This is a genomic window from Facklamia sp. P13055 (assembly GCF_050409445.1).
Lineage (GTDB): Bacteria > Bacillota > Bacilli > Lactobacillales > Aerococcaceae > Facklamia.
The window spans coordinates 26,736-41,216 of sequence record NZ_JBNUPL010000009.1 but is presented as its reverse complement, the minus strand read 5'-3'; the positions used below and the strand labels follow the sequence as shown (position 1 = coordinate 41,216).

Here is a 14,481-nt window from a genome sequence, read left to right as displayed (position 1 = left end):
CTTTATCTCCTTACAAATGACAGCGGAGAAAGAGAGCCGTTTCGCCATTATCTTCATAGTAGAAAGGTTTTTTGTTCTCAAGGACAAAGCCTTGTTGATAATAGATTTTTTGGGCATGCGTATTGCTTTCTCTTACTTCTAAAGTTACCGACTTTCTATCCAATTCACGACTGATTTGAAGCCAAATCTTTAATAAATAGGAACCCAAACCGTGTGATTGCCACTCAGGATCAATGACTAATTGGCTAATATGGGTATTATTAATTAAACACCTACCCGTAATCATTCCAATAATTTTTGACTTATCAGTTGCTAAGTCTTTTGCTTCAATAACTAAGTATAAAATCTGTGGATTTCTATGCCAATCCCTTTCAAAATCAGATAAATCCCAAGCAATATAACCTGCGTAACCTTTTTGCTCTAACTGCACTAAAGCTTGTAAGTCAGTCTTTTTGGCTAATCTTACTCTGCATTGGATGTTTTTTTGTTTTTTTTGCCTTATTAGCGCTAAAGAATCAATATAAGGGCTAATTTGAATCATTGCTTTATGTCTTACTTTAGTTTCCTCTTTAAAAGGATTAAATACTCGTTTCATTAGTTTGCTCAACATAACTTTCATTCTTTTCTTGGATTTGATTAGTTTGTTTGGCTGCCCATTCTTGTTCTGCTAAAGTCAAATGTGCATAGAAAGGCTCAAAAATATCTACATCTTCAACATGCTTTCGTTCAATGTAAGGCACTTTACCAACCTTTGGCCAAGCATATTGACCTGTTACAAATCGATGCTGAATACTTTGCTGAGAAAGACTTTCTTTAACAAAATTAGTAAGATTATTTTCATGGGCACTCAGGAATATTAACTGCTTAAGGTCTGTCTCGTTAAATTGTGGCAAGAGTTTCTCTTGAATCCAATCTTGCCAGTCAACATGATCATCTTTAATTTTATTTTTCAATAAACCATCTTGCCAGTGATAGGCCGCTGTGTAGGCTGTCCCTCTTCGCGCATCCATAATAGGAATAATCCAAGATTTCCCACCATCATCGGCCACTTGACCTGCCATAATCGCTAGACTGGAAAAACTCTCTAAATGACTTTTTTTGATGGAAGTCCAAACCTTCGCCATTGTTGCTCCAATCCTCAAGCCTGTATATGAACCAGGACCTCTCCCTAACCAAATTTGGTCAATGGTTTCCCTCTCCCACTTAACAGCAAGTAATAGCTGTTCCACCAAGGGTAGAAGGAAGGCCCCGTGTTGCTTGGAGACATTCGAATTGACTTCGATGATCAATTGATCCTCTTCAAAAAGAGCTAGAGATAAAACATCGGATGAGGTATCTAATGCTAAACTTCTCATCATGGTCTCCTTTCAACCTATTGGTTATTTTTTAATACGCTCTTGCAATCCAAACTGTTTCTTTAGCTGGCTTCCCAGATACAAGGCATTTATCTTTCTTAACCAGAGCATTTTCACCTGCAAAATAATTTTCAAACGGTAAATTACGTGTTGTAAAGCCTGTTAATTCCTTAATCTTAGCTTCTGATTCCTCACTACCATCCCAGCCAACTAATACCCAACCTGGGGTTTCATTGGCTGCCTTTTTATTTTCAATATGGTCAATCAATTCATCTAGAGTATCAATATGAGTATACATATTGGCCTGATTGCGTTGGCGAGCTTTTTCTAAAAGACGATTTTGCATTAAGGCTAAAGCTTGATGAACTTGTTCAGCCAAGCCATCCATTGAGATGGCATTTTTTTCATCTTCATCTCTGGCTTTCATAATCACTTGATTATTTTCAATGTCTCTTGGACCCACTTCTATACGAATAGCCGCTCCACGCAACTCCCACTCATTAAACTTATAACCTGCTGAGTTATCTGAATCATCAATATAAGTTCTAACACCTGCTGCTTTTAATTGAGCGTCTAAGTCTTTTACTTTTTCAAGCACTTGGTCTAATTTTTTCTTAGGTCCAACGGGAATGAAAACAACCTGCTGAGGAGCTATGGCTGGTGGTAGAACCAATCCTTGATCATCTGAGTGGGTCATAATCATTGAACCGATTAAGCGGGTCGAAACACCCCAAGAAGTGGTATGGGCATAAACGTGCTCATTATCTTTATTTAAATAACGAATATTAAAAGCTTCTGCAAATTTAGTTCCCATATAATGAGAAGTTCCTGCTTGCACAGCTTTACCATCTTGCATCATGGCTTCAACTGAAAATGTTTGCACCGCTCCGGCAAAGCGCTCCGAAGGAGTCTTCTCACCTTTGAAGACCGGTACTGCTAATAATTCTTCTAATAATTCAGCATAGATTTCTAGCATACGCATGGTTCTATGACGAGCATCTTCCTCATCAGCATGAGCAGTATGTCCTTCCTGCCATAAAAACTCAGAAGTTCTTAAAAAAGGCAAAGTGCGTTTTTCCCAACGGAAAACATTGGCCCACTGATTAATTTCATAAGGTAAATCACGGTAGGAATTAATCCAATTAGAAAACGCATCGCCTATCATGGTTTCTGAAGTCGGTCTTAAGGCCAATCTTTCTTCCAAAACTTCACCAGCTGCTTCAGTTACCCATGGCAGTTCTGGACTAAATCCTTCAATATGATCTTTTTCACGAGTAAAGAAAGACTCAGGAATAAGCATTGGGAAGTAGGCATTGCGAATACCTTCTTCTTTTAAACGCTTATTAAAATATTCTTGAATATGTTCCCAGATTTCATAACCATTTGGTTTAAAGATTATACAGCCTCTGACTGGTGAATAATCCATTAAATCTGCTTGTTGAATTGTTTGTAAATACCATTTCGAAAAATCTTCTTTACGAGTAACCATTATTTTCCTCCTATAAATAAAAAATAACTGCCTTCATCCTATCAAGGACGAAGCACAGTCAGTCTCCGCGGTACCACCTTATTTGCATCTTAAAAATGCCCACTCAAGGCGATAAAGGAGCCACCTGATTTCAATAAGATAGTAGGTTCATTTGCTGAGTGGGGAGACACTTCCATCCTCTGCCTCTTGCTGGGGACCATCTACAAATTACTAGTCTATTTTCACTTCTTATTATAAAGAATCAAGGAATAAAAACAAGCCTAAGTTATTCTAAAACAATAGCATCACCTTGAGAATTGAGATCGTAATCAGGCAATTTACCAAAATTCTTTAGTGGCCAATAAATAAAAGTAGCTTTACCAATTACCGAATCAGAGTCTATCAAGCCAAAAGTTCGTCCATCAACAGAATTTTGCCGATTATCCCCCATTACAAAAAACTTGCCTTCAGGAACTACATCTTCACCTGTATATTTATACATTTCAAAATCTTCGGTAAAGTTTCCACCACCATTCGCTTGATACTCTTGCGCCTTTTCATCTAAGTAAAACTCATCCACCCTCTGTCCATTAATTATCAGCTGATCATCTTGATAAGCAATTTTATCGCCAGGAACTCCAATCACACGCTTCACATAAAGCTTGGGTTCTTTACCGGGTAGTGGATTAGGTTGAGGGAAAATCACAACATCAAAACGCTCGATATCTGATAGTTTCCACATCCAAACCTTTTCGCCATCTTCCAAAGTATGTTCCATTGAGGAACCATCTACCGAAAAGGGTTGTGCAACATAATGATAAAAGGTAAATAATACAGCTAACCAAATAGCCATATACATTAACCAAGAAAAAATCTCTTTAAAAAATCGTTTTGTCTTCTCCATAAGTCACCTCTAAACTTTCTGTTTCTTATTTTATAACTTTTCCACCAAAAATGCATCTTGTATTGGTATTCTTGTAAAAAAATATGCTATTATGATTTTAATTCGAAAATTATGAATTAAGTGTGTTATTTGAGCTGTTTTATTTTATTTGACATTCAAAAATGTTAAAATAAGTTTAATTACTTTGTTGATAGTATTGGAGGAATAAATAATGAATCGTAAACCTAACCCTGGCCCTTCGCGTAGCCGGATGCACCAAAAAAGAAAACGTCGTTTTTCTTTTTCAACTCTTATCGGTGTTCTATTAATTATTGTGGCACTAGGGCTTTTATTAGTGAACCCCTTAAAGAACTACCTCATTCAAAATAAAACCAATGATATTCAAATTTCTAATATGACTCGTGATCAAATTCTAGCTAACCAACAAAAAGATGTCACTTTTGACTTCGAGGATATTCAACAAGTAGATCCTTTTACCGTTATTTCTAGTAGTGTGAATCCTAAGGACCTACCCGTTATTGGCGGAATTTCAATCCCTGAATTAAAGATTAACTTACCAATTAATAAAGGAACATCTAATGAAGGCATGTTCTTCGGAGCAGGAACGCTCTCGGCTGATCAAAAAATGGGTGAATCCAATTATGCCCTAGCTAGCCATCACATGTATGATCAATCTTTACTTTTTTCTCCACTTAAAGACGCAAAAAAAGGACAGAAAATTTATATGACTGATTTAGATAATATCTATGTTTATGAAATTTCTTCCATTTTAGTAGTAGACCCTTCAGCCGTTGAAGTGCTAAACCCTTCAGCTGAACCAATTGTTACCTTGGTTACTTGTACTCAGGATTTTGTTAACCGAATCATCGTGCAAGGAAAACTAAAGGAAAAAGTTCCAATTGACGATGCAAGTAATGAAATGATGAACGCTTTTAAAATTGAAAGAAAAATAGCTAACAATACTTAAGCAATAATTAAACTGCCTATTCACTTTATAAATGGAGTGAGCAGGCAGTTTTTATTAATTAGAATCTAAGTCCATTGCTAAATCGATGGCTAAAATAGTTGCTAAAACCAAAACTGTATCTACACTTTCAGCTAGGATGTCCATTTCAAAGGTATCTGACCAAGAAAGAATCTTTTTCTTTATACGAGCTATTGGCTGTCTTTTAGAGTCTTTAATCATGTAATCATGTTGAAAAATACTGCCATCAACTACCCAATCTACCCCTTTTACCACATACTGAGGCTTAAAGAAGGTAAATTTTTTATGAATTCGACAAAAGAATTTACCCTCTTGGATGACATCGACTGTCGGTAAAAGTGATAAAACTTTTTGATTAACTTCACATAAAACTTTTCCTGATTGAACATCAAGAATTTTTGTTTTTCGACCGATTGAAATAAATTTACTATCTACTCGATATATTGGGCTTTTATTTTGATCATAAATATCAAAATCTTGTTTAAATGACCACATTTTTTGTTTCATATAGAGCTTCATAAAATCCCTCCTCCTATTCTTATTTTATCACACGGACCTAGTTCTGCTCACCTAATTAGACATAATCAAAAAAACAGTAGGTCTTTTGAGACCTACTGAATCTTTCTGCTCTAAGTAAAAATAATTAATTTAAGTATACAGTTGAACCGGTTTCTAAATATAAAACATGTTCACAGATATTGGTAATATAATCACCTATACGTTCTAAACTAGATACTAAATCAATCGTAAAGATTCCTGCTGGAATACAATCTTCGTTGGTAGCCATTCTTAAAGTAACTTCTTCAAAAACAAGATCATACTGTTTGTCAATTTGGCTATCCATAAGGGCAATCTGACTAGCCTCTTGAATATCACCATTTTCGATGATACCTGCTAATGGTTCAAACATTAACTGTAAACGTTCTACCATTTGATTCACAATAATCATCACGTCTTGATAATTTGAAAAATCAGGCTTATTTCGCTTGATACGTTTAGCAATTGTAGTAGTATGTTCTGCAATACGCTTGAGTTCAACACTAGTATTTAGCAATGCAAATATATAACGAAGATCTGCTGCAACGGGTTGCTGTAAAGCGACTATAAGATAGGCATCTTTTTCTAATTCAACAGATAATTCATTAATTTTCTCATTCATTTCAAGCGTTGAAACTGCAAGCTCATTATCTGAGGCAATAACTGCTTGATGGGTGTTATCAAAAATACTTTGCGTTAAATCAAACATTTGGTTAATTTTTTTAAACAAACCTTGTAATTCTTGTATATAAATTTTTCGCATATTTTGTCCTCCCTTCTAGAATTTATTTTATCATCTACTTATTATAACAACATTGTAAGCGCTTGTCAAACTACCTAGATTGTTTTTAAAATAAAAAGTTCTCACCATTAATTATAGCGAGAACTTTAATTATCAATTAGTTATTAAATGAGACATGTACATGGTCATAATGGTTTTGTGTCACACTACCACGATCTTCCATTTGTTGCCATTGGCCGCCTGTCCAATGGCCATAGATTTGTTGTTTCCAGATAACATAAGCGATATTACTATTACCCATATTAGCTACTGCATCTGCAGCGATTTGGTCGCCTAATGCTGAACCTACGGGCACCATAAAGTCAACAGCTAATCCTTTACCATGGTCTCCGCTATCTCCAGGTCTTAGCCCGTATGCAGCAACTCCATATTGATTAGCAATTCGACTACCATAATTAGCCGCTGATTGTGATACACCAGCTAAGGTCGATGGTGTCGTATAATCATTACTTACTTCTTCAATGACTTCCTCTACAACTTTCTCAGTAACAGGCACTTCTTCTACTATTACTACTTCTTCAGTAACCTCTTGAATAGCTGTTGTTGTTTTTGTCAACTCTTCTGACGCTAGTGGTTGTTCAACTTCCTCAATAACACTTTCTATTTCAACAGCACTAGATTGTGTTGTCTCAACTTCAAGCTCTTCAGCTTCAATAACTTCCTCTTCACTTACAGGGTTTACTGTAACTTCTCCAGTAGTTGAAACTTCCTCAATAGTCCTGTCCACGACTTCGTCAGTTAAGACTTCTTCTACTAGAGGGAGCTCGTTTAATAACTCTTCAGATGATTCAGCAACTTCTTCTAATTGGACTGTTTCTTCAGCTATTGCTAACTCTTCTTCCACATCAAAATCATCTGCTTCATTGACATTTAAAATGATCTCTTCAACTACAACTTCTTCTTCAAGAACAACTGCTTGATCTTCAGTTTCAACTTCTGGAGTTAGACTGACTGGAATGTCCATTTCAAATGTTTCCCCAGCGGATGTTTCAACGTTTAACTTTTCAGCTTTATGATTAACATCATATTGAGCGACTAGTTTTGTTTTTGGGTAAATAAGGTTAACATTTTCAATTTGGTTAGCTTCAGCAAGAAAAGCTAAATCAATATCCATCGCTTCAGCAATTGCTCCAAGGGTGTCTCCATATTTAACAATGTAAGTCATTTGATTATCTTCATCTACCATTAGTTCAGCACTTATTTCTTCAACCGTGCGCGCATTCCAATTCTGAGCAGATGTAATCGCCACAGGCGTAAGCATCAGCATTAGAGAAGCACCTAAACTCACTTTCTTATTAAATTTCATTTATATACACCTCAATAGTTTATTTTCTTAAGTAATTGTAGTTTAAATCAACTACTTTTCTTAAACAAGCTTTGAACAATCAAATCAAAGAATTGATTTGGATCTGTAACCTCTCAAACATATTAGGCCGTTTTATGTAATCTGTTTGTAAAATTTCACCTTTCTTTCAAATTTTTATGCTAGAATTATTTCAACAAATCAATAAAGGAGGGTTATTATGGCTAGAATTAAATCGTTTGATGGTATTAAAGGAATTGCAATTCTTTTTATTATTCTCTATCATTTATGGCCAACTATTTTCCCCGGTGGATTTTTGGCAGTCAATCTTTTTCTCGTTTTAGGAGGTTATTTTTTAACTATAAAACTTTACCAAGATAAAAGGGTAGAGTCTTGGCAATCATTATTCTTTCTTTTCAAAAAAACAGTCCAACGCTTGTTCTTTCCGATGATGTGGTTAATTATATTAATTTTATTTTTCCTTCAAATTTTTAACCCTCTCATACTTAAGTCTATGCGCAACGAACTGTTTGCTAGTCTCCTTTTTGCCAATAATTACTTTCAAATTCTAAACGGTCGCTCTTACTTTACGGATATGGCTGTAACTTCTTATTTAACACACTTATGGTATGTAGCCGTTTATCTCCAATCCTTTTTAATAACTGGACTCTTAGTCTTCTTAAGCAAAAAAATAAAAGTACCTGCTATCTATTTAGGCCTATTTTGGCTCTTTATCTTTAGTCTATGTACTTTCTTAACTGCAAATGGTTATTCCTATCAAAAGGATCCCTCAAACATTTATTATAGTTTTCAAACGCGGTATGCTTCTTTTGCGATAGGGATAGCGACTTATTACCTTATTCTAGTAATCCAAGAAACAGTTGAAGAACTTCAAAGACGACAATTAAGGATCCATTACTTCTTTATCGTGATAATAGCTCTAATTCTATTGCTTATTCAGTTTCTTTCTCAATCCGATCAAGAAGCAGCAGGCTATTTATTAGGACTTCCTTATTCTAATTTATTTACTGCCCTATTTATTTTAGGTGCTGGGCAGAAATTCATCGTTTTTGAAAAGTTATTAGGTAACAAAATTTTCACTTGGTTAGGTAGAAGATCTTATAGTATATATCTTTGCTATTATCCTTTATTAGTTGTCACTTTTAGTTTTCAACGTTTATTTGCTAATCACATGAATATTTTAAAATTAATCGGCCTATGCTCAATTATCCTTTTTTCTTCTATTTTTTATTATATTTTTGAGTCTAATCGTTTCCATATACTCTTCTCAAACAAAATCAGCCTAAGAAGGAAGCTCTACTGGGTTAAAAGATATTTACATTTCCCAAATAGCAACAAAAAAGATTTTGCCTTTGCAACAAGCTATCTTTTTTTAATAATTTCTAGTTTGATTGGCCTGCTTCGAAGTGATAATCATATACCACTAGCTTTATTTGATCTCCAATATGGAATCTACGCTACCAATCCCAATCCATTTAGTCCTTATTATAAAGTGGATCAGTCATTTAAAAAATCTCAAAAACGTTTAAATGATTTTGATCAACTAGCAGCTAGTAATTTTTCATATTCCATCAACCAAACAACACTAGCGGATAAAGTCATACAATCTATCCAAAAAGACTCTATCTTAAATCAGATTGCCAGTCTTTCTCAAGAAAAAAGACAAAGATTCGAAGAAATTCAACAGCAATTTCCTAAGCTGGCAACTATCCTCAGCCCGCAAGAAATACTCTATGCTAATGACCTTCCAGTCACATTATTCGGTGATTCAGTGGCTCAATTTATTGGAGCTAATATTAACACATTTTTTGATCAGGCTAATGCATTTGGTTATGTTAGTTTAAACATTTGGACATCTTACGATAAATTCCAAGCGCTTATAGACCAGGGTTTAGTGAAGGAAAACTTAGTCGTTAACTTAGGAACTAACGGGGGGTTGGATGTTCCGGCCGTTGAAAAATTGATAAAGATGGCTGGTGAGCGAGAAATATACTTAGTTAACTCAAACTCTGACATCGAATTTTTAGATCAAATTGATCAAGTGATTCAAACACTTACTCAAAAATACTCTAATGTTCATTTAGTTGATTGGCGAGCTATCTCAACAGGTCATCCGGAATATTTTCGAGAAGACGCTATTCACCCAAGTGTGGAAGGTGCGGAGTTTTATCTTTTAGAATTGGCTAAAACAGTCTATCAAAATCGTCTTTAATACATTCAACCTCAGATGGAAACTAGCCATCTGAGGTTTTTTGTACTTATTTATGATAGGCATGATTGTTTAAAATGCGGAAAGCTCGATAGATTTGTTCAATTAAAACTAGTCGTATCAACTGATGAGGAAGCGTTATTCTACCAAATGAGATAGCTTTATCACTTGTTTTTTTTAATCGTTCAGCCAATCCTAAAGACCCGCCAATAATAAAACTAATGTGCGAGTGTCCATAAGTAGCAAATTGATTGATTGATTCAGCTAAATCCTCTGATGATATTAAGTCTCCCTCAATAGCTAAAACAAAAACTTTACTTTGTTTATTTAATTTCTTCTCTATGCGCTCAGCCTCTTGTTCTAAAAGCTGTTCAACCTCCGTGTCAGTCATTTGCTCTTTAGTTGATTCATCGGCTACTTCATGAATTGAAACCTTTGCATAAGCTGACAATCTTTTGAGATATTCAGACATTCCTGCTTTAATGTATTTTTCTTTGACTTTGCCCACACAGATTATATCAACACGTATCATTCCTTACTCCTTTCATTAGGTGGATAACTGTTAATAAAACAAAGACTTATCCACAGTTTATTTTAAATGCTGTGGATAAGCCTGTATGTTTGTGGATAAACTAGTAAGGAACTGCACTATTCGATTCTTCAGACTCTTCTTCGGATGGGAAAGGCTGAATTTCTGTCGGGTTTTCAACCGCTGCTTCTAAAGTGATTTCTATCTCCATGTCTTCTTTAGCACGGCGGATAGATAATTTCACTTTATCGCCAACTTTATATTCATAAAGGAATTTTTTCAAGTCATTAATCGTCTCTATTTCCTTGCCATCAATAGCACGTATCAAGTCGTACTCTTTAAGACCAGCTTTAGCAGCAGACCCTTCAGGTTCTACTTCACGGATAAAGGCCCCCTTTACATCTTCATCATTCAAGCCCATTACTTGGGTGCGATAATCTGGATGGACTAATCTCAAGCTAGTATAACGGATGCCCAATACAGGTCTAACGACTTCGCCGTTTTTCTCAAGTTGGCCAATAATATCCACTACATCTGAAGATGGAATGGCAAAGCCCATTCCTTCGACATCGGTCGCTGATAGTTTGCTTGAATTAATTCCAATTAATTGGCCGGCAGAATTTAAGAGGGCTCCTCCTGAATTACCAGGGTTGATGGCCGCATCCGTTTGCAGTAAACTCATATCCCAGTCTGGTACACCATCGCCATTTAAATCCACTGGCACAGATCGATCTAAACCAGAAACAATCCCTTTAGTTACTGATGTTGCAAACTCACTACCTAAGGGTGAACCAATTGCAATAGCGACTTGTCCAACTTGAACATTATCAGAATCAGCAAATTCTAAGGATTTACTTGCTGCAGAAGCATCAATTGTTATTACAGCTAAATCACTTAAGGCATCACTTCCAATAATTTCTGCTTTGACAGTTTCACCATTTTTTAAACGAACTTCTAAAGCATCTGCTCCTTCAATTACATGATGATTGGTAACAATGTATGCTTTATCGCCATCTATGCGATAGACAACTCCTGACCCTTCTCCAATCACTTGCAAATCTTGATCTTCTTCATCTGGTATGAAGTATTGGTTATATTGATATTCCCAAAAAGGATCTAATCCTTGATAACTTTTTTGCATGTTTGCAATGGACACCACTGCCTCACTTGCCTGATCCACTGTGTCTACCATATTCTGTTCATTTTCTGGTAGTTGAACAGAGTCGGCAGTTTTAATGGTGCTTTCCACCTGAGAGGGTTCTTGTGAAAAGGCCGAAAAATCATTATTAAAACTCAAACTACCTGCCAATAATAATGATAGAGTCATGCCTGAAAGACCCACAAATATTTTACGCCAACGTTTTGTGCCATCATTTTGATTATATTCTTCTCTCATTTTACTATACGTCCTTTCTATTATACTTACAGAATGAACTATAACACTGTTTTTTTAAGAAAGTATGAATTATCATCGTTAATTTTAAAGTGAATTGTAGAAATTTGAGATCTGTTTATATTTTTTTAATAGGTGTGGCCTTAATTGGATCTGTCATATGAAGTTTTAAACCCCTTACAGTATCCACATCATAAGCTTGTAAAGTGTCTTCCATCGTTAACATAGCTAATTCTTTGGTATTATTATCCTGACTTAAATGTCCGAGGTAGATATCTTTGGTTTTGGATCCCATTAAGTCTCGGATAGCTAGTGCTCCATCTTGATTAGATAAATGACCTTTATCACTAAGAATACGTTGTTTTACAGACCAAGGATAAGGACCATATCTCAAAAGTTCAATTTCATGATTAGCCTCTATTAAATAGGCATCCGCATTCCTAAGTTGACTGCGCAATCGATCGGAAACATAACCTGTATCCGTCAACATTACAAATTGTTTATTGCCTTTTTGAAAGGCATAAAACTGTGGTTGGGCTGCATCGTGACTCACATTATAACTCACAATATCAATATCACCCAATTGTAACATGGTCTCCGGTTCAATATACTGTTTGTTTTCTGGAGCAATCTCACCAATCATTCGATCCATGGCCTTCCAAGTTTCTCTATTAGCATATATAGGAAGATTGTACCGTCGAGAAAGAACTCCCACCCCATGAATATGATCTTTGTGCTCATGAGTGACGAAGATAGCATCGATTAGATTAATGTCTCGATCGATTTGTTTAAATAAAGCCTCAATTTTTTTCCCACTTAAGCCTGCATCAACTAGAAATCTTTTTTGGCCCGATTCAATATAAGTGCAATTGCCAGTTGAGCCACTTGCTAAAATTGAGAAGCTTAAATCAGTCCGTTGAGCTGAAATATCTTCTATCTTTTCTTTAGCCGTTTGACTTTGATAGTTGGTATATAATTGTTGCTCAAATTTTAACTTTGCTTCTTTCATTTGCGTTCACTCCTGTTCCGTTCTACACACTTACCTAAAATCCTCCAGAGAAAGTTCCACCGCCGGAGCCACCCATCGATCCACCAGAGAAACCACCTCCGAATCCACCCTTATTATTCCCTGCAAAACCACCTTGAGCTGTTGTTTGAGGGGAAACAGAATGAATAGTTTGAGTCACTTGATTGCGGAATAAAGACCCATAGAGGTATGGGTGCGCCAATGTATAGGGCCTGTGCTCTTGGGCATGAATTTCACTCGGCTTAAACTCCATTTCAATCGCTTTAACAACCCTGTCCGCTACTCCTAAACTAGTTGCAAAGACCAAATATTCTTCCCAAAGAGGTAAAGAGGCAATTTCTCTAACATTAAAACGCCCAATATCTTTTAACATCTTGCTGAAAGCACGCCATTTATCCCTCATTTCTTGTTGTTCGGTGGTCATAAGTGGTCGTTTTTTCATGATTATTCGCATATAGATGTATAGTCCAACTGATAAGACTGTTCCAATTCCGATAATCACCCCGATAAGTTTCATTGGTAATAACCGAGCGATATCCAAACTATATAGAAAGAGTAAATTAATAATAATTCCAGCAATTATTAAAATAAGAGCTGTATTATTGGCCATTTCAATCTTTCGTGTTTCAGCTAAGGCTTGGCCTAAAAATTGTTCACCTTCTACTGCTAATTTATTTTTAAATCGTAACCAATAACGATATTGTTTCTTACGAAATGAAGGATTATCTTCAGCTAACTGGTCTAATTGTGCTAAAGTAACACCCGCTCCTTCATTTGCTTGAGTAAAGTAATCCCAAACAAATTTCTCATGCTCTAATATACCCTCAGGATAATCCGGACCCCAGTAAAGAGGAATAATCTTTACAGTCTCAGCAGACTGTTTCTTACCTGGTAGGGCCTCTATTTTCAACCAACCTTTTTGAACTAAGTGTAAAAGGGTCGCAACAAAGTCATCTTCATTTGGCCATTCACGAAGATATTTAGTTGCCATCTGACCAGGTGTGGTAGCTTCAGGTAGATCATAAAAATAATCTGGTACATAAACGGGGTGAGGATTTAACTGCTTCGATTGATGACGATATTTCATTAAACTAATTAAAAGCAATAAAGTCGGTCCGACTGACCCAAGTATAGCCATTATATAGGCAATCATTTTCATTTGATTTACATTTTGAGCATCTTTTTCGACTTGAGCTTGGGCAGCTGCTAAGAGTTGGTCTAATCGCTTTTCATCGATCTTATTCGAGTTAAGGGAGGTCCACTCCTTAGGAAACACAATCTGTCCTTCAACAAACTGACTGGCAGTGCGCTGAGGAACGTCTAGATAGACAACTGTTTTTTGGTCTTCTTCAACAATTTTCACTTCCCCTTGAGGAGCCCCATAACCCCATGCACGAACCTCTTCTTTAGTTTCAGCTTTTTGTGGCAGTTCAATGCGAATTTGAACATCTGTTGTAAAATCTGAGCGTCCAAATTTTCTAAGGAACTCTGCAGTGTCCTGATAATTGGTGACTAATTGTTCGAGGGTATATTGAAAAACAAAATACCTGCCTTCTTTTTCTAAGGGATAAAAGATCTTACTTGTAAGTCTACCGTTTTCTTCATGCATTTGATAGGTCCCTTTATTTTCATTGTCTGCTATGTCTAAAATCTCAATAGAGCTTTCTCTATCCTCACTAACGCCAACCGAAAAGTTTGAAAGTTGATAGCCCTCATGATCTAAATCAAATAAGACACCGTTCATAAAATTTGCATCATAATATTGATAATCTGTAAATTCAACGCTTCCATCTTCCATTACCTTGGCATTAATGAATTGCTCAGTAATTGAAAAATCAACTTCTTGTGCACTTATTATTGGGTTTAATGGACAAGCGAAAATACAAAACGGTGTGACTACAAAAACCAAGATTTTTTGAAGGAAATGCTTAAACATTAAAATACCTCC

At 35.9% G+C, this 14,481-nt stretch carries 13 protein-coding genes; 2 read left to right on the top strand and 11 right to left on the bottom strand.

The window, feature by feature from the left end; genetic code table 11:
* Positions 1-10 precede the first annotated feature (10 nt).
* The 4 genes from ACQV2O_RS04995 to lepB form a co-directional block, all read right to left on the bottom strand.
* On the bottom strand, positions 11-595 hold the full coding sequence (locus ACQV2O_RS04995; RefSeq protein WP_428875131.1) for a GNAT family N-acetyltransferase: 585 nt from the start codon (positions 593-595) through the stop codon (positions 11-13).
* Entirely contained in the window at positions 579-1,355 is a 777-nt protein-coding gene (gene tsaB / locus ACQV2O_RS04990) for a tRNA (adenosine(37)-N6)-threonylcarbamoyltransferase complex dimerization subunit type 1 TsaB (protein WP_428875130.1), read from the bottom strand. Before tsaB ends, ACQV2O_RS04995 begins: the two co-directional genes overlap by 17 nt.
* 31 nt (positions 1,356-1,386) lie before the next feature.
* The gene (gene proS, locus ACQV2O_RS04985) at positions 1,387-2,844 is read right to left on the bottom strand and encodes a proline--tRNA ligase (protein ID WP_428875129.1); all 1,458 of its coding nucleotides are present in this window, start codon (positions 2,842-2,844) and stop codon (positions 1,387-1,389) included.
* Positions 2,845-3,109: 265 nt separating this feature from the next.
* Complete coding sequence (gene lepB, locus ACQV2O_RS04980; protein WP_428875128.1) at positions 3,110-3,727, bottom strand: signal peptidase I; 618 nt, start codon at positions 3,725-3,727, stop codon at positions 3,110-3,112.
* A 211-nt stretch (positions 3,728-3,938) separates the two neighbouring features.
* Between lepB and ACQV2O_RS04975 the strand changes: the two genes are divergently transcribed.
* Positions 3,939-4,694, top strand: coding sequence for a class A sortase (locus ACQV2O_RS04975; protein ID WP_428875127.1), 756 nt, complete (start codon positions 3,939-3,941; stop codon positions 4,692-4,694).
* A gap of 54 nt (positions 4,695-4,748) precedes the next feature.
* Here ACQV2O_RS04975 and ACQV2O_RS04970 read toward each other — a convergent pair whose 3' ends face one another.
* From ACQV2O_RS04970 to ACQV2O_RS04960, 3 genes are all read right to left on the bottom strand, one after another.
* Positions 4,749-5,231 (bottom strand): LURP-one-related/scramblase family protein, encoded by a 483-nt coding sequence (locus ACQV2O_RS04970; protein ID WP_428875126.1) that lies wholly within the window; start codon positions 5,229-5,231, stop codon positions 4,749-4,751.
* Positions 5,232-5,355: 124 nt separating this feature from the next.
* The gene (phoU, locus tag ACQV2O_RS04965; protein ID WP_428873991.1) at positions 5,356-6,012 is read right to left on the bottom strand and encodes a phosphate signaling complex protein PhoU; all 657 of its coding nucleotides are present in this window, start codon (positions 6,010-6,012) and stop codon (positions 5,356-5,358) included.
* Between the two features lie 136 nt (positions 6,013-6,148).
* Positions 6,149-7,357, bottom strand: a complete 1,209-nt coding sequence (locus tag ACQV2O_RS04960; RefSeq protein ID WP_428875125.1) for a LysM peptidoglycan-binding domain-containing protein — start codon at positions 7,355-7,357, stop codon at positions 6,149-6,151.
* 217 nt (positions 7,358-7,574) lie between these two features.
* Here ACQV2O_RS04960 and ACQV2O_RS04955 point away from each other — a divergent pair, with 217 nt between their 5' ends.
* Positions 7,575-9,587, top strand: coding sequence for an acyltransferase family protein (locus tag ACQV2O_RS04955; protein ID WP_428873989.1), 2,013 nt, complete (start codon positions 7,575-7,577; stop codon positions 9,585-9,587).
* Between the two features lie 46 nt (positions 9,588-9,633).
* Here ACQV2O_RS04955 and rlmH read toward each other — a convergent pair whose 3' ends face one another.
* The 4 genes from rlmH to ACQV2O_RS04935 form a co-directional block, all read right to left on the bottom strand.
* A complete protein-coding gene (gene rlmH, locus ACQV2O_RS04950; RefSeq protein WP_428874024.1) occupies positions 9,634-10,113 on the bottom strand; it encodes a 23S rRNA (pseudouridine(1915)-N(3))-methyltransferase RlmH in 480 nt (159 codons plus the stop codon).
* A gap of 103 nt (positions 10,114-10,216) precedes the next feature.
* Positions 10,217-11,509, bottom strand: coding sequence for a S1C family serine protease (locus tag ACQV2O_RS04945; protein ID WP_428873988.1), 1,293 nt, complete (start codon positions 11,507-11,509; stop codon positions 10,217-10,219).
* A gap of 115 nt (positions 11,510-11,624) precedes the next feature.
* Entirely contained in the window at positions 11,625-12,515 is an 891-nt protein-coding gene (locus tag ACQV2O_RS04940) for an MBL fold metallo-hydrolase (RefSeq protein ID WP_428875124.1), read from the bottom strand.
* A gap of 34 nt (positions 12,516-12,549) precedes the next feature.
* Complete coding sequence (locus tag ACQV2O_RS04935; protein ID WP_428875123.1) at positions 12,550-14,469, bottom strand: DUF2207 family protein; 1,920 nt, start codon at positions 14,467-14,469, stop codon at positions 12,550-12,552.
* Between the last annotated feature and the right edge of the window lie 12 nt (positions 14,470-14,481).